At 68.5% G+C, this 25,077-nt stretch carries 28 protein-coding genes; 9 read left to right on the forward strand and 19 right to left on the reverse strand.

From position 1 onward, the window contains the following. Window positions 1-5: 5 nt before the first annotated feature. Genes ACFIMZ_RS23290 through speD form a run of 3 tightly spaced genes read left to right on the forward strand, consistent with a single transcriptional unit; the run spans window position 6 to window position 2,037 of the window. Window positions 6-1,520 carry a DUF4178 domain-containing protein gene (locus ACFIMZ_RS23290; RefSeq protein WP_431824659.1) on the forward strand — a complete coding sequence of 505 codons (1,515 nt, stop codon included), beginning with the start codon at window positions 6-8 and terminating at the stop codon, window positions 1,518-1,520. Beyond that, a complete protein-coding gene (locus ACFIMZ_RS23295) occupies window positions 1,517-1,663 on the forward strand; it encodes a hypothetical protein (protein ID WP_231716738.1) in 147 nt (48 codons plus the stop codon). The genes ACFIMZ_RS23290 and ACFIMZ_RS23295 overlap by 4 nt, the downstream gene beginning before the upstream one ends. Further along, window positions 1,660-2,037 carry an adenosylmethionine decarboxylase gene (gene speD, locus ACFIMZ_RS23300; protein WP_431824660.1) on the forward strand — a complete coding sequence of 126 codons (378 nt, stop codon included), beginning with the start codon at window positions 1,660-1,662 and terminating at the stop codon, window positions 2,035-2,037. The genes ACFIMZ_RS23295 and speD overlap by 4 nt, the downstream gene beginning before the upstream one ends. Before the next feature lie 25 nt (window positions 2,038-2,062). Here the strand turns inward: speD and ACFIMZ_RS23305 are convergent, their stop codons facing one another. Together ACFIMZ_RS23305 and ACFIMZ_RS23310 are read right to left on the reverse strand one after the other, a co-directional pair. Then, entirely contained in the window at window positions 2,063-2,854 is a 792-nt protein-coding gene (locus ACFIMZ_RS23305; protein ID WP_431824661.1) for a lysozyme inhibitor LprI family protein, read from the reverse strand. 71 nt (window positions 2,855-2,925) lie between these two features. Then, window positions 2,926-3,378: a type II toxin-antitoxin system RatA family toxin gene (locus tag ACFIMZ_RS23310; protein WP_431824662.1), complete on the reverse strand. Its 453-nt coding sequence runs from the start codon at window positions 3,376-3,378 to the stop codon at window positions 2,926-2,928. A 184-nt stretch (window positions 3,379-3,562) separates the two neighbouring features. Between ACFIMZ_RS23310 and ACFIMZ_RS23315 the strand changes: the two genes are divergently transcribed. Further along, window positions 3,563-4,603, forward strand: coding sequence for a bifunctional nicotinamide-nucleotide adenylyltransferase/Nudix hydroxylase (locus ACFIMZ_RS23315; RefSeq protein ID WP_431824663.1), 1,041 nt, complete (start codon window positions 3,563-3,565; stop codon window positions 4,601-4,603). A 74-nt stretch (window positions 4,604-4,677) separates the two neighbouring features. After that, window positions 4,678-6,111 (forward strand): nicotinate phosphoribosyltransferase, encoded by a 1,434-nt coding sequence (locus ACFIMZ_RS23320; RefSeq protein WP_431824664.1) that lies wholly within the window; start codon window positions 4,678-4,680, stop codon window positions 6,109-6,111. A 558-nt stretch (window positions 6,112-6,669) separates the two neighbouring features. On the opposite strand, the gene ACFIMZ_RS23325 is transcribed toward ACFIMZ_RS23320, so the two are convergent. Then, window positions 6,670-6,834: a hypothetical protein gene (locus ACFIMZ_RS23325; protein ID WP_431824665.1), complete on the reverse strand. Its 165-nt coding sequence runs from the start codon at window positions 6,832-6,834 to the stop codon at window positions 6,670-6,672. A gap of 820 nt (window positions 6,835-7,654) precedes the next feature. Here ACFIMZ_RS23325 and ACFIMZ_RS23330 point away from each other — a divergent pair. Beyond that, a complete protein-coding gene (locus ACFIMZ_RS23330) occupies window positions 7,655-8,014 on the forward strand; it encodes a glyoxalase superfamily protein (protein WP_431824666.1) in 360 nt (119 codons plus the stop codon). A gap of 1 nt (window position 8,015) precedes the next feature. Here ACFIMZ_RS23330 and ACFIMZ_RS23335 read toward each other — a convergent pair whose 3' ends face one another. Next, on the reverse strand, window positions 8,016-9,491 hold the full coding sequence (locus ACFIMZ_RS23335) for a PLP-dependent aminotransferase family protein (protein ID WP_431824667.1): 1,476 nt from the start codon (window positions 9,489-9,491) through the stop codon (window positions 8,016-8,018). 125 nt (window positions 9,492-9,616) lie between these two features. Here ACFIMZ_RS23335 and ACFIMZ_RS23340 point away from each other — a divergent pair, with 125 nt between their 5' ends. After that, a complete protein-coding gene (locus tag ACFIMZ_RS23340; RefSeq protein WP_431824668.1) occupies window positions 9,617-10,504 on the forward strand; it encodes a DMT family transporter in 888 nt (295 codons plus the stop codon). Window positions 10,505-10,607: 103 nt separating this feature from the next. Here ACFIMZ_RS23340 and ACFIMZ_RS23345 read toward each other — a convergent pair whose 3' ends face one another. The 13 genes from ACFIMZ_RS23345 to ACFIMZ_RS23405 all read right to left on the reverse strand — a co-directional run bounded on the left by ACFIMZ_RS23345 (window position 10,608) and on the right by ACFIMZ_RS23405 (window position 21,156). Beyond that, window positions 10,608-10,952: a DUF3088 domain-containing protein gene (locus tag ACFIMZ_RS23345; protein ID WP_431824669.1), complete on the reverse strand. Its 345-nt coding sequence runs from the start codon at window positions 10,950-10,952 to the stop codon at window positions 10,608-10,610. Between the two features lie 87 nt (window positions 10,953-11,039). Then, a complete protein-coding gene (gene metC, locus ACFIMZ_RS23350) occupies window positions 11,040-12,221 on the reverse strand; it encodes a cystathionine beta-lyase (protein WP_431824670.1) in 1,182 nt (393 codons plus the stop codon). A 61-nt stretch (window positions 12,222-12,282) separates the two neighbouring features. After that, on the reverse strand, window positions 12,283-13,008 hold the full coding sequence (locus tag ACFIMZ_RS23355) for an amino acid ABC transporter ATP-binding protein (protein WP_174960902.1): 726 nt from the start codon (window positions 13,006-13,008) through the stop codon (window positions 12,283-12,285). Between the two features lie 40 nt (window positions 13,009-13,048). Continuing rightward, window positions 13,049-13,708 (reverse strand): amino acid ABC transporter permease, encoded by a 660-nt coding sequence (locus ACFIMZ_RS23360; protein WP_431824671.1) that lies wholly within the window; start codon window positions 13,706-13,708, stop codon window positions 13,049-13,051. 70 nt (window positions 13,709-13,778) lie between these two features. Then, complete coding sequence (locus ACFIMZ_RS23365; protein WP_431824672.1) at window positions 13,779-14,585, reverse strand: transporter substrate-binding domain-containing protein; 807 nt, start codon at window positions 14,583-14,585, stop codon at window positions 13,779-13,781. A 612-nt stretch (window positions 14,586-15,197) separates the two neighbouring features. After that, on the reverse strand, window positions 15,198-15,815 hold the full coding sequence (locus ACFIMZ_RS23370) for a hypothetical protein (RefSeq protein ID WP_431824673.1): 618 nt from the start codon (window positions 15,813-15,815) through the stop codon (window positions 15,198-15,200). 65 nt (window positions 15,816-15,880) lie between these two features. Then, window positions 15,881-16,498: a hypothetical protein gene (locus ACFIMZ_RS23375; RefSeq protein ID WP_431824674.1), complete on the reverse strand. Its 618-nt coding sequence runs from the start codon at window positions 16,496-16,498 to the stop codon at window positions 15,881-15,883. A 128-nt stretch (window positions 16,499-16,626) separates the two neighbouring features. Further along, window positions 16,627-17,247, reverse strand: coding sequence for a hypothetical protein (locus tag ACFIMZ_RS23380; protein ID WP_431824675.1), 621 nt, complete (start codon window positions 17,245-17,247; stop codon window positions 16,627-16,629). Next, on the reverse strand, window positions 17,244-17,786 hold the full coding sequence (locus tag ACFIMZ_RS23385) for a hypothetical protein (RefSeq protein WP_431824676.1): 543 nt from the start codon (window positions 17,784-17,786) through the stop codon (window positions 17,244-17,246). The genes ACFIMZ_RS23380 and ACFIMZ_RS23385 overlap by 4 nt, the downstream gene beginning before the upstream one ends. A gap of 65 nt (window positions 17,787-17,851) precedes the next feature. Continuing rightward, window positions 17,852-18,970: an extracellular catalytic domain type 2 short-chain-length polyhydroxyalkanoate depolymerase gene (locus ACFIMZ_RS23390; protein ID WP_431824677.1), complete on the reverse strand. Its 1,119-nt coding sequence runs from the start codon at window positions 18,968-18,970 to the stop codon at window positions 17,852-17,854. 150 nt (window positions 18,971-19,120) lie between these two features. Beyond that, the gene (locus ACFIMZ_RS23395; RefSeq protein ID WP_431824678.1) at window positions 19,121-19,567 is read right to left on the reverse strand and encodes a lysozyme; all 447 of its coding nucleotides are present in this window, start codon (window positions 19,565-19,567) and stop codon (window positions 19,121-19,123) included. Then, complete coding sequence (locus ACFIMZ_RS23400; RefSeq protein WP_431824679.1) at window positions 19,551-20,036, reverse strand: DUF2589 domain-containing protein; 486 nt, start codon at window positions 20,034-20,036, stop codon at window positions 19,551-19,553. The genes ACFIMZ_RS23395 and ACFIMZ_RS23400 overlap by 17 nt, the downstream gene beginning before the upstream one ends. 427 nt (window positions 20,037-20,463) lie before the next feature. After that, the gene (locus tag ACFIMZ_RS23405; RefSeq protein WP_431824680.1) at window positions 20,464-21,156 is read right to left on the reverse strand and encodes a DUF2589 domain-containing protein; all 693 of its coding nucleotides are present in this window, start codon (window positions 21,154-21,156) and stop codon (window positions 20,464-20,466) included. Between the two features lie 267 nt (window positions 21,157-21,423). Between ACFIMZ_RS23405 and ACFIMZ_RS23410 the strand changes: the two genes are divergently transcribed. Next, entirely contained in the window at window positions 21,424-22,110 is a 687-nt protein-coding gene (locus ACFIMZ_RS23410) for a response regulator transcription factor (RefSeq protein ID WP_431824681.1), read from the forward strand. A 120-nt stretch (window positions 22,111-22,230) separates the two neighbouring features. Here ACFIMZ_RS23410 and ACFIMZ_RS23415 read toward each other — a convergent pair whose 3' ends face one another. After that, window positions 22,231-23,283 (reverse strand): hypothetical protein, encoded by a 1,053-nt coding sequence (locus ACFIMZ_RS23415; RefSeq protein WP_431824682.1) that lies wholly within the window; start codon window positions 23,281-23,283, stop codon window positions 22,231-22,233. A 1-nt stretch (window position 23,284) separates the two neighbouring features. Beyond that, on the reverse strand, window positions 23,285-24,373 hold the full coding sequence (locus ACFIMZ_RS23420; RefSeq protein WP_431824683.1) for a hypothetical protein: 1,089 nt from the start codon (window positions 24,371-24,373) through the stop codon (window positions 23,285-23,287). Window positions 24,374-24,587: 214 nt separating this feature from the next. Between ACFIMZ_RS23420 and ACFIMZ_RS23425 the strand changes: the two genes are divergently transcribed. After that, entirely contained in the window at window positions 24,588-25,034 is a 447-nt protein-coding gene (locus ACFIMZ_RS23425) for a hypothetical protein (protein WP_431824684.1), read from the forward strand. Window positions 25,035-25,077: the final 43 nt, after the last annotated feature.

Here is a 25,077-nt window from a genome sequence, read left to right on the forward strand (position 1 = left end):
CCCGCATGTTCAGCACTTCGTGCCCCCAGTGCGGCGCGCCGGTCACGTTCCGCTCGGCGGCGGCGGTGATGGCCGTCTGCGCGTTCTGCCGCAGCACGCTGCTCAAGCGCGGCGCCGACGTCGAGCGGATCGGCGAGCTGGCCGCGGTGGTCGACGACGCGTCGCCGGTGCAGATCGGCGCCGCCGGCCGTTACGGCAAGCGCGCGTTCACCGTGCTCGGCCGGATCGAGCTGACCTACGACGCCGGCGCGTGGAGCGAATGGTATGTCGTGTTCGACGACGGCGCGTTCGGCTGGCTGTCGGATGCGTCCGGCCAGTATGCGATCACGGTCCGCCAGCCCGACGACGCACTCGGTTCCTGGCCCGCCTTCAATGCGTTGCAGCCGGGCATGCAGATCAATCACGGCGGCTTGCACTACCTGGTGTCGGACGTGCGCGCCGCGCGCTGCACGGGCGGCGACGGCGAGTTGCCGTTCCGCGTCGACGCCGGCTGGGAAGCGCGCGTCGCCGACCTGCGAACCGGCAGCGCGTTCGCGACGTTCGACTACTCGGACGCGGGCGGCGACGGCCGTCCGGCGCTGTACGCCGGCGAAGCGATGACGTTCGACGCGCTTGCGTTCACCGGGCTGCGCGAGGTCGAAGCCGACACGCGGGAGCCGCGCGGCGCGCAGATGCAGGCGTTCGCGTGCCCGAGCTGCGGCGCGCCGCTGTCGTATGCGCCGAACGTCGCCGACTACGTCGTGTGCGGCGCGTGCCATGCGGGCGTGCAGTGCACGGCCGAGCAGCAGACCGTGTTCGCGAAGCAGCGCGAGCTCGACGCGGTGAAGGGCGCGCTGGAGCTCGGTGCGGCCGGCACGTTCGACGGCGCGAAGTACACGGTGATCGGCATGATGCGCTGCAAGGTGCCGGGTGACAACGAAACGTGGGACGAGTACCTGCTGCTGCATCCGAAGCGCGGCCTTCTGTGGCTCGTGCAGAGCGAAGGGCGCTGGGAGCGCGTCAGCGTGCTCGACCACTGGCCGACGATCGGCGACGACACCGAAGTCACCGACGAAGGAAAGACCTACCGCAAGCGCGACGCGTATGCGTCGGAAGTCGTGTACGTGGTCGGCGCGTTCAACTGGCGCGTGCAGGTCGGCGATCGCACGTCGATCGTCGACTACGGCTGGCAGAACGACAAGCTGACGATGGAGCGCAGCGCGAACGAGATCGTCTGGTCGCGCGCGCAGCGGATTTCGGCCGGCAAGCTTGCCGAGCGCTTCGGCGTGCCGGCGCTCGCGGCCGGCGGCGCGACGGCTGCGAAGGCGGCCGCGAAGCGTGCGGATGCCGAAGCGAAAGGCAAGCGCCCGCATAGTTTCGCGCCGTTGCCGATCCTGTTCAGCGCGCTGCTCGTATTCCTCAACTTCGAGGCGCTGTTCGCGTTCAACGGCCGCACGGTGTACGTGCTGGTCGGCCTGTTCGTCCTGTGGCTGCCCGAATGGGTGTGGAGGGGATTCGCGTCGGATGGAGGCGAGTCGTGACCAAGTACATCCTGTACGGCATCTACGCGACGATTGTCGTGACCTTGTTCAGCTGCTCGCCGCCGGGCGGCGGCGGTGGAACGAGCGGGTGGGGCAGTTCGTCGGCCCGCAGCGGCTACTCGTCGTACGGGTCGCACAAATGACGGCGGGCGATGCAATCGCCGCGCCGCGCGCGACGCTCGGCTCGCACGTGCTGGCCGATCTCGGCGGCATCGATGCGACGCTGCTGCGCGACGCCGCGCGGCTCGAGGCGGTGCTGACCGACGCGGCGCGACGCGCGGGCGCGCGCGTGATCGGCGCGCATTTCCATCATTTCGGCGGCGAGCATGGCGTGACGGGCGTCGTGCTGCTCGCCGAATCGCACATCACGATTCATACGTGGCCCGAGCACGGGTTTGCCGCGGTCGACGCGTTCATGTGCGGCGCGGCGCGCGCGGCCGATGCGGTCGATGCGATCGCGGCCGCGCTCGGCGCGCGGGCGGAGGTCCGGCAGCAGGTGGCGCGCGGCGGGGAATGAGCGGCGCGTCGCCCTGCGGTTCGCGTCAGCGGTCGAACCGGAACGTCGAGACGCTATGCAGCGTCGCGTCGTCCGTACCGACGATTCCTTGCGTATTCGCGACGGCCGCGCGCTTGCCGTTGCTCAGCACGGCCCAGTAGCATTCGCCGCCCGCCGCATGGAAGCCGGTTTCCGGATCGCTGATGCCGCACGTGATCGTCGCGCGCATGCCGCGCCAGCCCGGGCCCGAGAAGCGCTCGACTTCCTGGGGGATGCCGCGGCCGAACGTCGACATCCATTTGCCGTCGTCCTGCCGCTCGAACCCGGCTTCCTTTTCCGCGACCGGCTCGAGCGCGCCGTCGACCATCTCGAACGCGATGAAATAGTCGCTGTTCGTCATGTTGCGGCCGACGATCGCGACGCAGCGCTCGCCGCCGAGCACCGGGCAAGGTTTCTTCACCTGCCGGTTCGCGAGGTACTCGAACGAGATTCCGAGCGCCGGATCGCGATAGGTTTTCCAGCCCGCCGGCTTTACCTGTTTCAGCGCGGCCACGCGGTCGCGATACGCGGCGGCAATGCACGCCGCGTCGCCGCACGCATCGCGCTGCTTGAGCCACGCGCGCTGCGACTGGATCACTGCGCGCGGGTCGGCGGCGGCGTCGACGGTTGCGTCGTAGGCGCTCGCCAGTGCGCTGTCAGCCGACACGAGCGCCTTGTCGCCGCAGATCAGGCGGTCGGTGCGCGTCTTCGCGGCGGAACAGTCGATGCCGGCGGCATGCGCGGACAGCGCGAGGCTCATCGCGACAACCGCGAGATAAAGGTAACGGAAGCTGAACACGTACTCGTCCTCGTCATGGGGAAATCGGCGAACCGGATGGCGTTGAAGTGTCCGGCCGGTTTCCGCCGCTGTCAACGCGGCGCGGCCTCCGCCTCGGCCCAGCGCTTGAACGCATCGAGCCGCCTGCGCGTCTGCACGAGATAGAACGCGCCGATCAGCGGCTCGACGAGCCAGCGCAGCCAGGCCGGCCGCGCGCGGAAGTGGTACGTGAACTTCACGTCGGTCGTGCCCGGCGTACGCTCGGTGAAGTTCCAGCTGCCGCTGAAGCGCGCGAGCACCTTCGGGCCGTCGACCATCTCGGCCGCCACGACCTGCGGCGGCTGGTACGAGATGTAGCGCGACACCATCGTCGCGCCCGTGGTGCTGCGGTAGAACGCGTCGATGCCGACGTCGGCCGTCATGTCGTCGAGCAGGTACGCGTCGGTGAGGAAGCTGTCCCACACGAGCCGCCGCCCGTAATCCTGCGACCACGTGAAGAGGCGTCTGCGATCGACGCCGACGGTGCGGCTGACTGAGATCCGCATGATAGGGGCGCGTCCTCGCAGGTTCGGATGAAGTCGCACGAGTGTAGCGCGCCAGTCTCGCGATTTCCGTCTCGTATCGTCAAGTCGAGCATGCGTTCGATTGACGCATCTCAAAAAAAAGCCTACGATCCGTTCCATGCCTTCGGGACAGACCCGAAGCGTTTCAATCTCTTGAGGGAGCCTCATGAGTACGCAACACACCAGGCGCTTCGACGCGCTTGTCTTCATTGGTCGTTTCCAGCCTCCGCATCGTGGCCACCTGAACGTGCTGAAGTCGGCACTGAGCCGGGCCGAGCGCGTCTGCGTGCTGATCGGGTCGACCGACAAGCCCCGCACCATCAAGGATCCGTTCTCGTTCGACGAGCGCCGCCAGATGCTGGCCTCGCTGCTCGACGCGTCCGAGCGCGACCGCGTGACGGTCGCCCCCGTGCAGGACTCGACGTACAACGACGGCGACTGGGTGCGCTGGGTGCAGGATGCCGTCGCGTCCGCGCTCGGCGACGTCGCGCACAAGAAGGTCGGGCTGATCGGCCACGAGAAGGACGCCACGTCGTATTACCTGCGGATGTTCCCGCAATGGGAGCTGGTCGAGGCCGATGCGACGGAAGACATCTCCGCCACCGAAATCCGCGACCAGTATTTCGCGGAACGCCCCAACAGCTTCGTGCAATGGGCTGTGCCCGAGCCCGTGTTCGGCTGGCTCGAGCGGTTCCGCACGCAGCCGGAATTCGCGCAACTGAAGGCGGAAGCCGAGTTCATTGCCGCGTATCGCAAGGCGTGGGCGGCGGCGCCGTATCCGGTCACGTTCGTGACCGTCGACGCGGTCGTCGTGCATTCCGGCCACATCCTGCTCGTGCGCCGGCGCAGCGAGCCCGGCCGCGGCCTGTGGGCGCTGCCGGGCGGCTTCGTGAACCAGGACGAACGGCTCGATACCGCGTGCATCCGCGAGCTGCGCGAGGAAACCGGCCTGAAGCTGCCCGAGCCCGTGCTGCGCGGCTCGCTGAAGGATCGCCAGGTGTTCGATCATCCGACCCGCTCGCTGCGCGGCCGCACGATCACGCACGCATGCCTGTTCAACTTCCCGACCGGCGAGCTGCCGCGCGTGAAGGGCAGCGACGACGCCGACAAGGCGCGCTGGGTGCCGCTCAACGAGTTCGCGCAGATGCGCAGCGTGATGTTCGAGGATCACTTCGATATCGCCTATCACTTCCTGGGGAAGCTGTGATCCGCTGATTCCCCGCATTCCGGTCCGTCGCGACAGACGCGGCGGCATCTCAACGGCCTAGAGGAGCTCTAGCCATGCAAAACGATCTCGGCGGCTTTGCCGCGGTTCTCGCCAATCCGATCCTCAACACGGATTCGTACAAGGCATCCCACTTCCTGCAATACCCGGCCGACGCGACCGCGATGTTCTCGTACGTCGAATCGCGCGGCGGCCGCTATGAGCGCACGCTGTTCTTCGGCCTGCAGATGCTGCTGAAGGAATATCTGTGCATGCCGGTCACGCACGCGATGATCGACGACGCGCGCGATTTCTTCACGGTGCACGGCGAGCCGTTCAACGAAGCCGGCTGGCGCTACATCGTCGAGCGCTACGACGGCTACCTGCCGGTGAAGATCCGCGCGGTGCCGGAGGGCTCGGTCGTGCCGACGCACAACGTGCTGATGACCGTCGAATGCGACGACCCGCAGGTGTTCTGGCTCGCGTCGTACCTGGAGACGATGCTGCTGCGCGTGTGGTATCCGGTGACGGTCGCGACGCAGAGCTGGCACCTGCGGCAGACGATCCGCCGCTTCCTCGAGAAGACCGACGACGATCTCGCGCAACTGCCGTTCAAGCTGCACGACTTCGGCGCGCGTGGCGTGTCGAGCGCGGAATCGGCGGCGATCGGCGGCGCCGCGCACCTCGTCAGCTTCATGGGCTCGGATACGGTGCTCGGCGTGCTCGCCGCGAACCGCTTCTACCGCGAGCCGATGGCCGCCTATTCGGTGCCGGCGGCCGAGCACAGCACGATCACGTCGTGGGGTCGCGAAGGCGAGGCCGATGCGTACCGGAACATGCTGCGCCGCTTCGGCCTGCCGGGCGCGATCGTGTCGGTCGTATCGGATTCCTACGATTTGTTCGCCGCGCTCGACCTGTGGGGCGGCGAGCTGAAGCAGGCCGTGACCGACTCGGGCGCGACGCTCGTCGTGCGGCCCGATTCCGGCGACCCGGTGACGATCGTCCTGCAGACCGTGCGCGCGCTCGACGCGTCGTTCGGCTCGACGCTCAACGGCAAGGGCCGGCGCGTGCTGAACCACGTGCGCGTGATCCAGGGCGACGGCGTCGACGCGAATTCGATCGAGGCGATCCTGACCGCGCTCGACGACGCGGGCTATGCGGCCGGCAACGTCGTGTTCGGGATGGGCGGCGCGCTGCTGCAGCAGGTGAACCGCGACACGCAGCGCTTCGCGATGAAGTGCTCGGCGATCCGGCGCGGCGGCGTGTGGCGCGAGGTCTGCAAGGATCCCGTCACCGATCAGGGCAAGCGGTCGAAGAAGGGGCGGCTCACGCTGCTGCGCAATCGCCGTACCGGCGAGTACCGGAGCGCGACGCTGCCGCTCGCGTGGGATGATCGTGCGATCGAAAGCGAATGGGACGACGCGCTCGAGACGGTGTTCGATACGGGACGGTTGCTGGTCGATGTGTCGCTGGCCGAGGTGCGGGAGAGGGCGCACGCGGGGGAGGTGTGACGTGAAGGGCGGGGCGGCGTGGTTTTTTGCGCCGCCTCGCCAATTGCGGTTCCGGATGACTGCCTGACCGGATGGCGGGCCGTGTCACTGAATTGCCTCGGATGCGGGTGTGACGCGGGGATCGTCGCAAAGGCGTTTGCATCCCCCCTTCGCAAATCGGAACAGGCGTCAGTCCGATTTGAAGGTAGCCTTCGTACCCCGCGCTGTCTCTCGGGTAGGACTTGGAAATAGTGCGGGTATCCGACCAGATGTTTTTCTCTTTGATCCCGAGTTGGATCAGGTAGTCCTTCAAGCGCGCTGCACGTTCTCGCGCGAGTGCCTGCGGATTCTTCTCGCCAATGTATGCCCCTGCGGAGATGATGCCGCGAATCTCCGCGTCGGGCCATTGACGGGCTCTTATGACCATTTCCGCGATCTTTATGCGATCTGCGTTCGGTATCTCGACGGAATCGAGTGGAACACTGTCCAGCAGATCTTCCGAAATGGTGCATGCGATGGACATCGGCGGAAACGCGAGGCACAGACAAAGTGTCGCGCCGGCAAGGATTGAGCGAGGTTTCACCACAGGACCCTGTCGTCAAAGAACGAAACATGGCAGGCGAGACTGTCTGCGTTGCCGATTGCCAGGTCTTGATGTTCCAGCGCCCAGTATTTCAGCCCGGTGCCGAAACCATAGACTTCGTCGTTCGAAGTCGAAAGTGTCGACATGGTGCGTACATTCATGGATCAACACTTTCAACTTGCAATTGGTGGACAGTCGCGCATCCGGGAGCGTGCAGAAATGCGGATAGATGGCGATGATTCGCCTGTGTGAATCCGGCTTGCATACCGAGGCATCCGTGATCCCGTTGCCGGGAAAGACGGTGCACGTGATGTTCCTTTGCTTCTGTTCACCCCACCTGATGACGTTCTCCGGCTTCAACTCCTGCATGACCTGAAGAAGCTTGGGCAATCCGGCCATCAGCGTATGTCGTACGGTATCGTCAGATCGCCCGAACCACGTCTTGACTCGTTCTTGTTCATCCTGATCCTACGCTGCAAGGCCGCGAATTCGATCCTGAATCAGTGGTGTCGCGGCATCGCGTAGCCGCACGATCAATTTCCGAAACGCTCGATTCGACCTGTTTGGGCAAATAGGCGCCAGGTCGAGTGCGATTTCGTGTATCGATCCCGGGATCGTGTTCGTATACCCGGTTCCTGCGAGGATCCAGTCTTCATCCTCATGTGCGCCGGCGCTACTTGAATTCAAGATGTCATCCCCGTTTCATCAGGCTTGTAGAGCTTCTGCCATAAGCCGGACTGTTTCGGAGGCGGAAATGAGGAATGCTTCCATTCATCGGCTCGGCAGTTTTCGAATGAATCGATTTCGAGAGCTGTCCATCGACGACCGCCTAGCTGTCCATGGGATGAGTATGATTTTTCGTGTGGTCAAAACTGAATGCGGCATCAGGCTCGGGAGAACCGGCTGAACCGGCACCCCGGCGCGTTATCATGGCCACCCATGCCGCCGCCGGCCCGACCCTCCCATCACGAGGCCCGAACGATGCCGTTGATTCACGCCATTCCCATCCTGCGCATCTTCTCGATCGAGAAGGCGTACAGCTTCTATCTGGACTACCTCGGTTTCACGCTCGACTGGGAGCATCGCTTCGAACCGGGGCTGCCGCTCTACGCGCAGATCAAGCGCGATTCGGTGCTGCTCCACCTGAGCGAGCACCACGGCGACAGCACGCCCGGCTCGGCGACCTTCGTGCCGGTCAACGACATCGACGCGCTGCATCGGGAGCTGCTCGCGAAAAACTACGCGTACGCGCGGCCCGGCGTCGAGACGCTCGACTGGGGCCGGCAGATGCAGATCACCGATCCGTTCGGCAACCGGCTCCGTTTCTGCGAGCTGTCATAGGTCACTGGTCGCGCACCAGCGCGCGATCCCTGGCGTCCGGCGCCGCCGCGCATTCATCGCGCCGCGTCGCCTCCATCGCGCGCGCCAGCGCATCGAACACCGCCGGCCCCTTGCAGCGCGACACGTTGAAGCGCAGGAACGACGTCGCGCTGCGCGACGCGCTGAACACGTTGCCGGGGGCGAGCACGACGTCGTGGTCGAGCGCGTGGCGCGCGACGCGCGCGGCGTCGAGTCCGTCCGGCAACTGCGCCCACACGAACAGGCCGCCGCGCGGCTCCGTCCAGATCCCGAGCCCGGCGCGCGCGAGGCGCCGGATCGTGTCGCCCATCGCGTCCGCGAGGCGCGCGCGCAGGCCGTCCAGATGGCGCCGGTACGTGCCGTCGACGAGCAGCCGGTGCACGACGTTCGCGCCGATCTGCGCATTGCCGAACGATGTCGCGAGCTTCAGGTCGACGAGCGCGTCGATCCATTCGGGGCGCGCGGCGACGTAGCCGCAGCGGATCGCGGCCGACAGCGTCTTCGAGAAACTGCCGATCGACACGACGCGCGACAGCCCGTCGAACGCCGCGAGCCGCGGCGCGGGCGTGCTCTCGAAGTCCGCGAAGATGTCGTCCTCGACGATCAGCAGGTCGTGCTCGGTCGCGAGCGTCAGCAGCCGGTGCGCGACGGGCGGCGCGAGCGTCGCGCCGGTCGGGTTGTGCAGCGCCGCGTTCGTGATGTAAAGGCGCGGCCGTTGCTCGACGAGCGTCTGCTCGAAACGCGCGAGATCGGGGCCGTTCGGCGTGTACGGGACGCTGACGATCCGCGCGCGGTGCGCGCGCAGCAGCGCCTGGAAGTTGAAGTAGCACGGATCGTCGAGCACGACCGTGTCGCCCGGCTCCAGCAGCAGGCGGCACACGAGATCGAGCGCGTGCGTGCCGCCGTCGGTCAGCATGATCTGCGCGGGTTCCGCATGGACCCCGTGCTGCGCGAGCCGCCACGCGAGCTGCTGGCGCAGCGCGGGCAGGCCGAGCGGCGTCGCGTAGTCGGTGAGCGCGTCGGGCTCGTCGCGCGACACGGCGCGCAGCGCGCGGCGCAGGCTCTCGTCCGGCAGCCACGACGACGGCAGCCAGCCGCAGCCGGGCTTCACGGTCGTCGGGGCCGCTTCGAGCGACTGGCGCGACAGCCACAGCGGATCGAGCTCGCGATCGAGGCGCGGCCCGAGATCCGCGAGCGCAAGCGGCGGCGCGTGGCCCGACACGTAGAAGCCCGACCCGCGCCGCGCGACCAGCACGCCTTCGCCGGCGAGCCGCTCGTACGCGTCGACGACAGTCGACTTCGACACCTGCAGCGAGTCGGCCATCATCCGGATCGACGGCACCCGCGCGCCGGGCATCAGCGCGCGGCTCGCAATCCGCGCGCGCAGCGTGTCCATCACGGTTTCCACGCGCGTGCGCGACGGCGCGGGCGGGGCCTGGTCCCGATCGATGAGGTTCATAGCGGAAGGCATGAACTGTACGGACGTTTGTCCAGTACAGTTTGGTGGAATTGTATTGCGCTGTAGCTTACGCGCTTTTGGCGGCGGGCGGATCATCGGGCATTCACCTTCGATCAGGAAACTCCGTGCAAAAGTCCACCGACGGCTGGCTCAGCGGCCTGCTGGGCGTCATCATCTTCAGCGGCTCGCTGCCCGCGACGCGGGTCGCGGTGCAGGGGCTCGATCCGATGTTCCTGACGTTCGCGCGCGCGACGATCGCCGGGGCGCTCGGCCTGCTGCTGCTCGTCGCGTTGAAGCAGCGGCGGCCGACGCGCGGCGAAGCCGTGTCGCTGGCGGTCGTCGCGCTTGGCGTGGTGGTCGGCTTCCCGCTGCTGACGGCGCTCGCGCTGCGGCACGTGACATCGGCCCACGCGATCGTGTTCGTCGGGCTGCTGCCGCTCGCGACCGCGCTGTTCGGCGTGTGGCGCGGCGGCGAGCGGCCGCGGCTGCCGTTCTGGGTTTTCTCGCTCATCGGCAGCGGCGCGGTTGCCGCGTTCGCGCTGCGCAACGGCGGCGAGGCATCGCCGGTCGGCGACGCGCTGATGTTCGCGTCGATCGTCGCGTGCGGGCTCGGCTATGCGGAAGGGGCGCGCCTGTCGCGGCATCTCGGCGGCTGGCAGGTGATCTCGTGGGCGCTCGTGCTGTCGCTGCCGGTGATGCTGCCGCTCGCGTGGATCACGCGGCCCGCGTCGTTCGACGGCGTCGATGCCGGTGCGCTGTGGGGGCTCGCGTACGTGTCGCTGTTCAGCATGCTGATCGGCTTCGTGTTCTGGTATCGCGGGCTCGCGCTCGGCGGCATCGCGGGCGTCGGCCAGTTGCAGCTGCTGCAGCCGTTCTTCGGACTCGTGCTCGCTGCCGGGTTGCTGCACGAACCGGTGCCGACGGCGATGATCGCGGTGACCGTGATCGTCGTCGGGTGCGTGGCCGGGGCGAAGTATTTCTCGCGAGGGATGCCGGTGCGCCGGGCGGGGTGACGCATGCACCGATGCCGACCGCACGGACTCCGCGAACCTTGCGGCGCGCGAAGCCCGTGACCGTGTACATCGGTCAGCGCGTCATGACGCGATGCGCGCCGTGTCACGCGACATGCGCGACCCCGTACTGCGACGACAGATACCGCCGAATCTCCGCCGGCGCGTCGATGAAGCGCCGGCCGTTGCTTTCCTTCACCTCGATCGCGTCATCCTTCGGCGCCCGGGCCTGCCCGAGCACGAGCACGGGCGCCGACTGGTTGTCCTCGCCGATCAGCGCGACGATCGGCTGGCGCGGCCGCGGCGCGTCGACGTACTCGACGTCGACCGCGTCGCGCAATTGCGGGAAGAAACTCAGCAGCCCTTCGACGGCAACGGAATCGCCGCAGTAGAACGGGCCGCAGGTGTCCTTGAAGAAACCGGGACGCAGGATGAACAGCGTGTCTTTCATGCTTGCCTCGCTAAGGTTGGGGTCGAACGTTGAAGAAACTCCGATGCGCTGCGGCCCGTGCGACGCGCGTGCCGCAGCGCGGCTACGTCAGGCTTCCGCGAGCGCGGCCGCGCGCAGGCGCGCGAAGGCCGCGTCGAGATCCGCGATCAGGTCGTCGGGATGCTCGAGGCCCGCGTGAATCCGCAGCAGCGGGCCGTCCCACGGCCAGCGCGTCGCCGTGCGGTGGCGAGCCGGGCTGGCCGGGATGATCAGGCTCTCGAAGCCGCCCCAGCTGTAGCCCATGCCGAAGCAGGTCATCCCGTCGAGCATCGCGCGCATCGCGTCGGCGGCCTGCGGATGCAGCACCACGCCGAACAGCCCGCATGCGCCCGTGAAATCGCGCTGCCAGAGCGCATGGCCCGAATCGCCCGGCCGTGCCGGATAGAGGATCGTTGCGACTTCGGGCTGCTTCGCGAGCCACGCGGTCAGCGCGTGCGCAGTGCGTTGATGCCGCTCGAGCCGCACCGACAGCGTGCGCAGGCCGCGCAGCGCGAGATACGCGTCGTCGCCGCTGACGGTCATGCCGAGCTGCCGGTAGCAGCGCGTGATCTTCGGCGCCAGCGCCTCGGTCGCGAGGATCGCGCCCATCAGCACGTCGGAATGCCCGGCGATGTATTTCGTCGCCGCGTGGATCGACACGTCGACGCCATGCGCGAACGAGCGGAAATTCAGCGGCGTGCCCCAGGTGTTGTCGAGCAGCACCACCGCGCCGTGCCGGTGCGCGACGCGGCTGATCGCCGGGATGTCCTGCACCTCGAAGGTCAGCGAGCCGGGCGATTCGGTGAAGACCGCGCGCGTGTTCGGCCGCATCAGCGACGCGATGTCCGCGCCGAGCCGCGGGTCGTAGAAGGTCGTCCCGATGCCGAGGCGCGCAAGCGTTTCGTCGCAGAACGAACGGGTCGGGTCGTAGACGGAGTCCGTCATCAGCAGATGGTCGCCCGGGTTCAGCACGGCGAGCAGCGCGGTGGTGATCGCGCTGAGCCCGCTCGGCGTGAGCAATGCGGCATGCGCGCCTTCGAGACGCGCGAGCGCCTTCTCGAGCGCGCGCGTGGTCGGGCTGCCGTGGCGGCCGTACGCGAGCGGCGTGCCGCGCACGGCGTCGAGCGCATCGGTGTCATGGAACAGCAGCGTGGACTGCCGGTACACGGGCGGGTTCACGGGCGCACCGGGCTGGCCGTGCGAGCGGCCTTCATGGGCGAGTACGGTGTCGGTCGAATGCAGGGTCGTCAAGGCGTCGTCCTTTTTGTGATTGGGTCGATCGGTTCGCAGCGGCGGCGCAGCCGCCGCGCGGTCAGTGCAGGATCTTGTCGAGGAAGTCGCGTGCGCGTTCCGAGCGCGGCGCATGGAAGAACGCGTCGCTGGCCGCGTCCTCGACGACCGCGCCCTGGTCCATGAAGATCACGCGATGCGCGACCTTCCTTGCGAAACCCATCTCGTGCGTGACGCACACCATCGTCATGCCGTCGCGCGCGAGCTCGACCATCACGTCGAGCACTTCGTTGATCATCTCGGGGTCGAGCGCGGAGGTCGGCTCGTCGAACAGCATCGCGACCGGGTTCATCGACAGCGCCCGGGCGATCGCGACGCGCTGCTGCTGTCCGCCGGAGAGTTGCCCCGGATACTTGTGCGCGTGCGCCTTCAGGCCGACGCGGTCGAGCAGCTTCACGCCGTTGTCGGTCGCTTCGTCCTTGCGGCGGCCGAGCACCTTGACCTGCGCGAGTGTCAGGTTGTCGATGATCGACAGGTGCGGAAACAGCTCGAAGTGCTGGAACACCATGCCGACCCGCGCGCGCAGCTGCGCGAGCTTCACCGCCGGATCGCCGAGCCGCGTGCCGTCGACGGTGATGCTGCCTTGCTGGAACGGCTCGAGGCCGTTGATCGTCTTGATCAGCGTCGACTTGCCGGAGCCCGACGGCCCGCACACGACGACCACTTCGCCTTTCGATACCGCCGCGCTGCAATCCGCGAGCACCTGATGCTTGCCGTACCACTTTGAAACGTTGTCGAGCGTAATCATGTTCTGTCCGTCGTTCTGGTCGAGGGAAGGGCCCGCGCGCTCAATGCGCGGTCGGCAGCGCGAGACGGGTTTCGACGCGGATCTGCAGCCGCGTGAGCAGCGTGCTCAGCACCCAGTAGATCGCGGCGGCCGCGAGATAGAGCGGCAGCGGCTGGAACGTCGCGGCGATCGCTTCCTGCGTCGAGCGCAGCAGTTCGGTCACGGTGATCACGGAGACGAGCGACGTGTCCTTGATCAGGCTGATCAGCGTGTTGCCCAGGCTCGGCACCGCAAGGCGCAGCGCCTGCGGGCAGATCACGTGGCGCAGCGTCTGCACGTGCGTGAGGCCGAGGCTGTGCGCAGCCGCCCATTGCCCGCGGCCGATGCCGAGGATCGCGCCGCGCATGCTCTCCGACAGGTACGCGGCCGCATTGAGCGTCAGCGTGAAGATGCCGGCCGACGTCGGGTCGAGCGTGATGCCGAGGTCGGGCAGCCCGTAGTAGACGACGAACATCTGCACGAGCAGGGGCGTGCCGCGCATCACGCTCACGTAGCCCTGCGCGAGGCCGGCCGCGAGCCGGTTGCTGCCGATGCGCATCACCGCGATCGCGAGCCCCGCGAGCAGGCCGAGCGCCATCGACGCCACCGCGAACTTCAGAGTGAGGGCCGCGCCTATTGCCATCGCGGGCAGGGTGCGGACGACCAGGTCGAATGCTTCCATCACGTGTCTCCTGAGTGTTGGCCGCACGCGCCGCGCGACCGTGCGCGCGGCGCGTGCCGGTGGGGCTGCGTCATTGCATGACGGGTTTCGTCGTATCGGCGCCGAACCACTGCATCGACAGCTTCTTCAGCGTGCCGTCCTGCTGCAGCGACGCGAGTGCGTCGTCGATGGCCTTCGCGAACTTCGGGTTGCCCTTGCGGAACGGGATGCCCATCTGGTCCTCGGCGCCCGCGAGCACGGAGCCGGGGCGCAGCGGCAGGTGCGAGTTCTTGATCAGGTAGCCGAGCATCAGCCGGTCGTTGACCGCCGCGTCGATGCGGCCGGCCGCGAGATCGCGCAGGTTCTCCGGCGTGCCGGGATACACCTGCAGGTCGATCGCGGGCACGGTTTTCACGAGGTCGACGTAGTTGCTGCCCATCGTCACGCCGACCTTCCTGCCCTTCAGCTCATCGAGCGACTTGAACGCGCGCGTGTCGTTCTGCCGCTGCAGCAGCTGCGCGGACGAATACACGTATGGCTGGCTGAAATCGAGCGCCTGCTTGCGCGCGGACGTGATCGCGACCTGGTTGACGATCACGTCGAACTTGCCGGCCTGCAGCCCGGCGAGGATGCCGCTCCATTCGGTCGTGACGAACTGCGGCTTCACGCCGAGGCGCGCGGCGACCGCCTTGGCTACGTCGACGTCGAAACCTTCGAGCTGGCCGTCGGCGTTGCGGTAGTCGAATGGCGGGTAGGTGCCTTCGAGCGCGATCTTCAGCACGCCGGCCTGCTTGACGGTGTCGAGCAGGTCGGCCGCGTGCGACGTCGCGGCGGCGGCGCACAGCAGTACGGCGGCGAAACCTTGCTTGAACTTGAATGTCGGGGCGAGGCGCTTCATGGTTATCTCCTGGGCTGTCGTTGAAAAATTCAGGGTGAGCGCGTCCGCGGCGACGGGCGGCGTCGCCGTGGGCGGGCAGGGGGCCGTGTGTCACACGGCGCGGAAAACGCGGCGGGCCGGCGCGGACCGGCCGCATGCGTGCGTTATGGGGTCCGTTGTGGCGTGCGATCGCGCGCGGGCGCGGCACGGCTCAGGCGCCGGCGCGGGGTGGCGAAGCGAAGGAGGGCGGCGAAGAGTTCAAGCATGGTGTTCATGATTGCCCGTGCGGCTTGTGAGTGTTGTAGACCGGATGCATCGGCGCTGCGTATCCGGCGACCACGACTGCTGAACGACTGAGGGCAATCTTAGTTTTGTCAAAAAGGAAAGTGCTTCCAAAAACGCACGGACTTTCTTCGTTGCGTGGAATGTTTTTCTCTCGTTGGCAACGGTGACACACACGATCTGCTGAGGTTGCACGTACTGCGCAGCATCAGGTGCTACGACGCGAGGTGAGGGTTCACCCGACCCCGTGCGTCGCGCCGGTTCGTTGACGAACGGGCATTCGAGCGCCTCGTCGAAATCGATCGGCCGGTGCGGCGCGCGTGGCGCGCGCGCCGGCCGGCGTCGCCAGGCTCAGCCCATCACGACGTTCGCGAGCTTGAACTGGTACGGCGTCGCGGTCGTGCCGCCGCCGCCGCCCGTCATCACGATGTCGGCGCTCTTGATGCCGAGCAGCGACAGCTCGGTGTTGATGTCGGAGATCACCGCCGAGTTCATCACCGCGCCCTGCTCGATCTGCGACGCGGTGCCGATCCACAGCGTCGGCTTGAACTCGAACACCGCCTTCTGCCCCGGCACGATGCCGGTCTTGCGCGCGAGCAGGCGGCTGTCCTTGAAGACCGACGCGGTGATCGCACCCTGGCGCAGGTCATTGCGCAGCTGGATCTCGCGCGACGTCGGCGCCGGGCCGGCGAGCGCCAGCACGTTGCCCGACGTCGCGCGCGCCACGCTGAACAGCTGACCGTTGTCCGCGCGCTTCGGCGGCATGAAGTTGCCGTCCGCGTCGCTCGCGGAAACGGTCGTCACCAGCGGAAAGACGAACGGATGATTGTCGCCGCGCCCGCAGTTCGTGATCACCTTCCACGCGATCGCGAGCTCGTCGAAGTCGGTCGACACGTTCTTCTGGAAGATCACCACCTGGCTGTTGTTGACGTCGTTCGACAGATTGACGAAATTGAGCTTGATGTCCATGAGTCACCTTGATTCGGATGCCTGAATGAAAGCGGCCGGCGGAGGCCGCCGGCGCGCGTCGGGTGTTACGCCATCACGACGTTTTCGAGGAGGAACGTGAACGGCTGCGAGCGCGGGCCCGGGCCGCCGCCGGTCATCACGATGTCGGCGCTCGCGATGCCGAGCAGCGACAGTTCAGTGTTGATGTCGGAGATCACGGCCGAGTTCATCAGCGCGCCTTGCTCGATCTGCGACGCGACGCCGATCCACAGCGTCGGCTTGAACTGGAACACCGCCTTCTGGCCCGGCGCGATCGACGTCTTGCGCGCGAGCGCGCTGCCGTCCTTGTAGATCGTCGCGTTCACCGCGCCCGCCGGCAGGTCGTTGCGGACCTGCACCTCGCTGCTGGCGCCGGGGTCGCCGCCGAGCTGCAGCACGTCGCCCGAGCTGGAGCGCACGACCTGGAACACCTGGCCGTTGCTCGCGTTCTGCTGCGGCATGTGGTTGCCGTAGGCGTCGCTCGCGCTCACGCTCATCGTCATCGGGAACTTGAACGGATGGTTGTCGCCCTGTCCGCAATTGCGGATCACCTTCCACGCGATCGCGAGCTCGTCGAAATCGGTCGCGACGTTCTTCTGGAAAATCACGATGCTGGAGTTGTTCGCATCGTTCGAGCGGTTGATCAGGTTCAGTTGAATATCCACGTCGTTGCTCCTTGAGTTGAAAGACGGCAATCGGTTTGCCGCGCACCTTCCCACCGGCCTGGCCATGAAGCCAGGCCGCAAAATCTGGTCAACCAGGTAAAACGGATCGAAGAAAAACGCGCCGGACGCTACCGTCGCTCGACCTGCTCGAGCGCGAAGCTGAACGGCTGGGCATCGGCGCCGGTGCCGCCGCCCGTCATCACGACGTCCGCGGCGGCGACGCCCGCGAGCGGCAGCAGCGTGTTGGCGCTCGACAGCACCGCGGCGTTCAGCGCGTGGCTCTCCTGCACCTGCGACGCGACGGCGATCCACAGCGCGGGCGTGAAGCGGAACACGGCCTTCTGGCCCGGCGCGACCGCGTGCTTCGCGGCGATCAGCCGACCCGCGCAGAACGCGTTGACGTTCACCGCGCCGCGCGTCAGGCGGTTCACGACTTCGACGTCGCCGCCCGCGGCGTCCGGCGCGTCCGGCGCGAGCTGTCCGCGGCCGCTCGCCAGCGGGTCGATCGCGAAGCGCGCGCCCGCCGGCGCGGCGAAGCGCGGCGAGAAGTTGCCGTGCTCGTCGCCGAGCGCGATCTCGATGTCGGTCGCGTACTCGAACGGATGGACGCAGTCGCGCCCGCAATAGCGGATCACCTTCCACGCGATCGCGAGTTCGTTGAAATCGGGCATGACATCGCGCTGGAACAGCACCACCTCGCTGTTGCCGCAATCGTTCGAGCGGTTGACGAACCGGAGCCGGATGTTCATGACGTTTGCTCCGTCGCGCTCGCGTCGGGGGCGTCGAGCAGGTTGCGGTCGGCCCATTGCGCGAGCGCCGGCGCGATTCCCGCGGTCAGCGACGACACGTGCAGCGCCTGCGCGCGGGTCTGCGCGTGCAGGTCGCCGGCGAAGCGCCCGAGCGCCATCGCGGCGTCGCCGGGGCCGCGCGTGCGGCCGAGATCGTCGAGGCATTGCGCGGCGGCATCGGCGAGCGCGCCGGCGTGCTGCAGATGGCTCTGCATGAAACGCGTCGCGAGGTCGGCGTTCAGCGCGGCCAGCTCCTTGATCGCGGCGGCGGATTGCTTCAGCCCGACGCGCTCGACCTGGTCGCGCCACAGCGTGTTGGTGGCGGCCTGGCAGGCGTCGAGATAGTGATGTCCGGTCAGCAGCGCGGTATGCGCGAACGCGCGCCACGCGGGGCCGCGGGGCGCGCTGCCGGCGCCGGTCGTCTGCGCGACGACCTTGCCGAACAGCTCGAGCGCGCCGAGGTTCGCGCTTTCCCATTGGGCGATCAGCGAAGAAAACATGACGGATCCTTGTCGAGTGAATCGTGCGAGGTTCGTGGAAGCGGCGGGCCGTGACGGCATGCGGTTCACGGGCGCGCGGCGCCGAGGCGCTGCACCATCTGCATCACGGCGGCCATCTGCGGCGCGTCGCGGCGATAGAAGCCGGGCCGGGTCGGCTCGGTGTTCGTATAGCCCCAGAAGTCCCAGCAGCCGAGCGGGTTCGCCACCGACTTCGCGACCTGCGGATAGAGCACGATCAGCCGGTTCGTGTCGGCGATCTCGTTGTAGCCGGCGCCGCGGATCATCCGCTCGCCGAGCGTCGCGACGTTCTGCACGCAGCCGTGGAACACCACGTGCACCGCGCACGTCTCGCGCTCGCACGCTGCCGGGACATAGGCGTAGCCGGTGTCGTCGAGCGACGCGCGCCGCTGCGGGTCGAACGCGCGCTGGTCGAACGCGAGCAGCTTGCCGCCGGCCTGCGCGGCGGGCGGGTTGAGCGGCTTGCCGGGCGTCGCGTAGATCCAGCGGACGATGTCGTGCGCCTGCTCGAAGCCGCAGTTGTCGATGTACGGGCTCGCGTTCGCGCTGCACGCGGCGTCGCCGGGGCGGTTCGTGACGAACGCGTGGCCGGCGTCCGGATGGCGCCGGTACTGGAGGTTCGCGGCGCTTACCTGCGCGAGCTCGTAGAAGCGCGTGGTCTGGTCGACGACGCGCGTCAGCACGACCGTGTCCTTCGCGCCGCTGAACACGTAGATGCGCTGGCGGCGCAGGTTCGCCGGATCGTCGATCTCGCCGCGCTGCGCGAACGTTCGCGCGTTGCGCCACGCGTCGTTCGCGGACGGCGCCGGGCCGACCGGCTGCATGCACAGCGTCGCCGCGGCGACCGCCGGCTCGATCAGCTCGTTCGCGCCCGCGCAGTAGAACGGCCCGCCGGCGACGATGCCCGCGCCGATCAGCCGGCTCGAATACGCGACGTCGAACTGCGCCGCCATGAAGCCGCCGGACGACAGGCCGGACACCGACGTGCGCGCCAGGTCGGCGGCGTAAGCGGGCAGCGGCGCCGCGCCGGCGGCGCAAGCGGCTTGCGGCGCGACTGCCGCGATGGTGAGCGCGGCTGCGGCAACGGCGGCGCGCGCGGCGCGAGGCAGGCGCGGGAGGGCGACGCGGGGCGGCGTCGGGCGGCCGGGCCGGGGAATAGCGTTCATGCGGGGCTCCTGTGGTGACGAATCGTTGAGGTGCGGGGATGCGGCTTCGTAAGACGACGGCTTCAGCTTAGGTGCGGCGCGCGGCGTGGTGAATGGCGCGAACGGCAGGGTCGGCGACCCGTGACGATCGTTGCGCGCCGCGTGCGCCGTTCACGACAGGAACAGCGCGCGTTCGGCCTGGCGGCGCCGCGTGAGGCCCGCGAGCGGCCGCCCGCCCGCCTTGTTCCAGACCAGGAACTGGTCGGCCGCGCGCGCCGGCGCACCGGCGTTCAGGTAGCGCAGCAGCGTCGACGAGCGCAGGCGGCCCGAGCCGAGATTGAAGACGAACGACATCAGCGCGTCGAACTGCGGCTGCGTGACCGGCACGCACAGCAGCTTGCGCAGGTTCAGCTCGGCGCTGCGCAGGTCCTGCCGCAGCAGCGCGTCGGCTTCGGCCGGCGTGAGCGGGCGGGTGAAGCGCTCGTGCGGCAGGATCAGGTGGCCGTAGCCGATGGTCGGCTTGCCGACCGCATCGAGATACCGCGCGAGCCGCAGGCCCTCGAACTGCTTGATCAGCTCGATGCCTTGCGTGCCGGTGCGTTCAGGCTGGTTCGCCATCGTGGTGCTCCTCGTTGCCGTGCCGTGCGCGCGGCACCAGGCGATTCGTGTATTCGTCGATCACGCGCATGATCGCTTCGGGCGGCGCGAGCGCCGCGAACTGCATTTCGATGTCGATGTGCTCGGTGTCGCGGCGCCCCGCGTTGCCTTGCGCATCCTTCTTCGCCGAGCGTGGCGCGAGCGTCACGTAGAAGCGCCCGCGCTGGTCGTCGCCCGCGAAGCCGCCGGCCGGATGCGCCTCGGTGAAATCGCCGCGCACCGTCAGGTGCACGACCATCCGCTCGAGCGCGAGGCCGCGCGGCGTCGCGAGCGCGACGAGCGGCACCGGCATCGTGTGCTCGGCGTCGAGCGCGACCTGGACTTCGCGCGGCGCGAGCAAGCCGTCGTCGCGCCGGTCGAAGAACTGGTCGAGCACGGCCGTGTACTGATGCGCGAGCAGCTGATTCGCAGCCGCCGCGGCGTGCTGCATGCCGCGCGCGATCTCGTCGAGCGCGAGGCCGCGCGGCGGCGGGCGGTCGGCGTCCGTCGGCTCGCCGGGCGGCGAGCCGGCAGGGGCGCGGGCGGAGCGGGCGGCGGCGCGTCGGGCGGCGGGCGGACGCGTGGCCGTCCGACGCGTCTGACGCCGGACCGGCGGACGTCCCCGGTGCCGCGTCGGGCAACGCGCCGGAGGCCGCGTCGGACGACGACGCTTCGCCGGCGGGCGCGGCCTCCGGCGCGGCGAACGGGGCGGCCGTCGCGCCCGGCTGTCCGCCCTGAGCGGCGCTCGCCGGTGTCGCCGGCGGCTCGCCGGCGTCGGACGGCCCGCCGGCCGCCACGTCGGCGGCCGGCCGGTCGTCGCGCGCGGCCGCGTTGCGCCGCCGTTTGAAGAGCCTGAACATGGCCGGACCCGGGCGCGCTTACGCGTGCGCGTCGGCCTGCGCGGGCGCGTCCGCCGCCGGTGCGCCGCCGCCCGAGGCGCCCGCGCCCGACGTCTCGCCGATCAGCTTGCCGTCGGTCGGCGTCGCGGGCAGCGGCTTCACGTCCTGCGCCTTGTCCGCGGCGACGACCGGCTTGGTCGCCGCGTCGGTCAGGAAGTCGATCACGCGCATCAGCGCTTCGGGCGGCTGCTGGCGCTTGATCTGCGTGTGGATCGAGTATTTCGCGCGCGTGTCGGTGCTGCGCGTCTGCTCCGACTTGTGCGACACGCGGCCGGACAGGTTGACGCTGGCGGAGCCCCAGCCGATCTTCGCCTTGAGCTCGCCGCCGGCCTCGGTCGACGACGACGCCTTCTCCGACTGCGTGACCTCCATCTCGAAGTCGATCGTGCCTTCCTCGATCGCGATGATCGGGTGGACGATCGCGGCGAGCAGCGGGATGCGCATGGTCTTCTGCACGACACCCTTCGATACGCCGCTTTCGTCGACGAGCGTCTCGTCGTAGTCGAACTGCACGGCCACCGCCTTGCCACCCTGGATGCAGACCTGCATCAGGAAATCCGCATAACTCCTGGCGGCTTGCGTCTGCGCGCTGATCATCGCCTTTAATGGTCCGGCGATCATTTGGTCCATCGGTAAAGCGTTAATCACCGAACCAATGAAATTAGCGTCCATGAATAAACTCCTCTGCCTGTTGAAGACAACGGACATTCGCTGTCGTTAATCAAGTTAGGCAATTGGAAGCGTCCGGAGAAGATGACGGTCGTCACGCTCGATGCCCGGGGAAGGCCGTTGTAACGGAATGAAATGTCGGCACCGGGCCGAATTAGGACATTCTTCCCGGAGCGACGAGCCTAGTGCGCGGTGAAACAAACAGCGGTAAAAAGCCGGCGGAAGGGAAGTAAAAAAAACCTAAATCCCGCTTTCGAGGAAACCGCGCAAATGAACGTCCTGATGATCGACAGCCCGCCGTTATTCGTTGCAGGCGTGGCAGACGTAATGTGTAAACGCGACATGAGCTGGCATGTGTGGTCCGCCCAGCGCCCCGAGGACGTTCATCGCTTGCGCGACGCGCTGCTGCCCGACACGGTCGGCGCAGTCACGATCGAATGCGACGACCACGCGCCGCCCACGATCTGGCCGAACGTGCTGCACGAGACGTTCGGCGCGACGCCGTGGCTGTGCGTCGTCGGCGGCGTGTGCCGCCGGACGATCGCCGACGCGCTGCTGGCCGGCGCCGCCGGCATCATCGACCGGCGCGCGAGCGCGGACGAGTTCGCGGACGCGCTCGCCCGGGTCGCGGCCGGCGCGATCTACGTGCCGGCGGGGGAAGGCGGGGCGGGGCACGCGCGCGCGTCCGGCGCGCCGGCCGGCGACGAGCGCGCGTTCGAGCGGCTGACGCCGAGGCAGCGCGAGGTGCTGCGGCTGCTGGCCGAAGGCAAGTCGAACAAGCAGATCTGCCGCGTGCTGAACGTCGCGGAAGGCACGATCAAGAACCATCTGTATGCGCTGTTCCGGCAGATCGGCGTGAGCAACCGGACGGAGGCGGCCTTGTGGTTGTCGCGTCACGTGCCGGCCGATCCGCCGCCCGGCTACCTGTTCATGCCCGCGTGCAACCCGCCAGGCTGATGTGCGCCGCCGGCCCCGTGCCGGCCGGCGCGGCTTTGGTGCCGCTGCCGGCGACTTGGAAGGAACGCGGCATCGCCGAGCGTCGCGGCGACGGGGATGGTGTGGAGAAACAGCAGGGCGCTACGCCTGAGGGTCGTTGGGCGGCGTGGGGGAAAGCGGCGCGCCGCGCTGCGCGAGCGCCGGATCGGCGGCGAGCATCGCGCGCGTGAACGCGGCAAGGCGCGCGCGGATCGCGTCGGCGGACGCGGACGTATCGAGCGACTGCTGCAGGTCGAGCAGGCTCGCCGCGAGCTCGCCTTGCCACTGCGCGCGCTCGCTGGCGGCGCGGGCGCGGGCGGCGACGAGCGTTGCGTCGACGTCGGCCGAGCGGTCGCCCTGCACGAGGGTCTCGAGCGTGTCGACGAGCCGCTGCAGCACGCGGTGCACGGCCGTCGCGGAGAAGCCGCCGAGCATCGCGAGCGCGGGCCGGCCGAAGCTGTGCATGCTGCCCTGCGCGAAAAGCTGGGCCGGCAGCATCTCGACGAGGATCAGCCCGGCGATCACGCCGAGGATCAGCCGCGCGCCGTACGACGCGTCGTACTTCGGGTCGTAGGTCGACGCGGCGACATAGCGGTGCGCCTGGAACAGCGTCGCGAACGACGCGCCGAGCCCCGCGCAGCACAGCAGGAACAGCGTGTTCCACAGCAGCAGCGTGCCGTTGGACTGCAGGAAGCCGCGGTCGATGTTCTCGCTCGACACGTGCGGCGACAGGCTCGTCGCGATCACCGCGAACAGGAAGCCGAGCGCGGAAAAGGTCAGCAGCCGGATCAGCGGCACCGGGCCGAGCCATGCGAGCGGATGCGCGTTGCGGCGATGCAGGTCGAGCAGCGTCACGGCCTGCGGCGTGGCGGGCGCGACGAGCGCGGCGAGCTTGCGGTGGAGCGTCGCGAGCAGGCGCTGCTGCGCGGGGGCGAGCGGCGGGCCGGCCGGCGAGCGGCCCGCCGCGATCAGTGTCGCGAGCTGCGCGACGATGTCCGGCTCGACGGGCAGCCCGTGATGCAGCGCGAAGCGCGCCATCGCTTCGCATTCGTCGCAAAGCTGCGCGGCGAGCCCGTCCGCCGTGCGTGGCGCCGCCGGCGGCACGGGGGTGCGGCGCCGGCCGTCGAGCCAGCGCGCGAAGCGGAACGTGTCCATTTCATTGCGCTCCGCCCGCGACCGGCACGTCGACCGTGAATTCGTGGATCGCGACCCGCTCGCCGGCATCCGCGCCCAGATGACGCATGCAGGCGGCCGGCGCGACGCGCGTCCAGCGCAGCCGCGTGCGGTCCACTTCGAACACCGCGACCTGCCTGGCGGCGCGGCCGTCGTTGTGCGCGATGTATTGCAGCGACCGCGGCACGGGGAAGGCGACGTCGGTGACGGTTGCGCCGTACGACGGCACGAAGTCGATCACGTAGCGCGGCGCGTCGGGATGCGCCGCGTTGGCGTCGAGCGGCGGCTCGCCGCGCCGCTGAAGGAAGTCGCGGCAGAGGTCGATGCCGAACGCGGGCACGTCGCCGAGCCGGTCGGGCAGGTGCGTGCCGCGCGCGTGCATGGCGGTCGAGCCTTGTAGTACAGCATCGCTTTCCTTCAGCACTTCGATGCAGCTGCCGTCGGCAAGCTCGAAGGTGCGCGAATAGGGTGTTTCGAGCGCGTGCTTGTGCTGGCCGTAGTCGATGCGCGACGTATGGCGCTTCGGCCATGCGAGCGCGCGCCGCGGTTCCGCGTCGGCGCCCGACGCGAACGGCGGCAGGAAGTTGGCCGTCGCATACAGGCAGTTCAGCGATTCGAGCAGCGCGCCGCCGTGCGCGGCGACCGCCGCGCTCGCGCGCCGGCCGGGCGGGCGCGGCACGTCGATCAGCAGCGCCGCGGTGCCGGGCAGGAACACGATGCGCCCGACATGCTCGACCGGAAACCGCGCGGCGACTTCCGCGATCGCTTCGCATACCGGATCGATCTGCAGTGCGGGCAACTGGCGCACCTCGCGCAGGTCGCGCAGCGCGCGCCACGGCACGCTCCAGTAGAACTCCGGCGCGGTCACGAACGTGACGGGCTGGCGGCGCGCGTCCAGTTCGCCGTGCTCCGCCCGGACGGCGTACAGCGCGACGGAGACCGCCTCGTGCAGATGTTCGAGCAGATGGTTCTGCAAGCGTGCCGCATAGGCCGCGAGTGGTTCGCGCGGATGACGCGCGGGCTTGGCCGCGCAGTCGTAGCGCACGGAGATGACGCGGACGAACTGTTTCATGACGGGGGTCCCCTTGACCGGGTGTCGCGCGACGTGCGCGGACCCGTGGCGGCACTTTGCGTGGCGCGCGGCGCGCGGACAATGCGGCAGTCGTCATGACGCGCGGCGTGACGAACGGCCTATGGTGCTGTTCGGGATGCGCGGTTAGCGTGGATGGACCGCGATGCAGGTGCGCAGCGGATATCCAAAAGTGAAATGAAGAGGAGTGCGACCAATGAGGCTGATCGGTTACCATGCGGCGCGGTCCGGGCATCGCGCGTCGCTGTCGGCGGGCGTGAAGCAGGTGACGCCGGGCTGGAACCCGGCGTCGGGCGGCGCGCTCGGCTACGGCTTCTACGTGATCGCCGACCTGTCGAAGCCGAGGGCGCTGTACCTGACCGGCTACGGCGTCGCGACCGCCGTGCATCCGCCGGAAAGCGTCGACATCTGGGAAGTGTGGTGCGACACGGATCTGGACAGGCTGGCCGCCTGCGCGGTGCCGACCGGGCGGCAATGGGCCCGGATCACGTCCGACTTGTGCGAGGACTACGACTGGCTCAGCAAGGCGAACGAGCGTCCGGCGGTGCGGATCAAGTTCAATCCGCGCGCGTATTCGCGCCTGATGGTCCGGTTGAATGAAACGCTGTGCGTGGCCGAAGCCGAGCACCGTGCGTTCGAATAGCGGTCGGGGGGAGAGACCGGCCGCCGCATGCGTGCGGCGACCG

It is taken from the genome of Burkholderia sp. F1 (assembly GCF_050813845.1).
Classification (GTDB): domain Bacteria; phylum Pseudomonadota; class Gammaproteobacteria; order Burkholderiales; family Burkholderiaceae; genus Burkholderia; species Burkholderia ubonensis.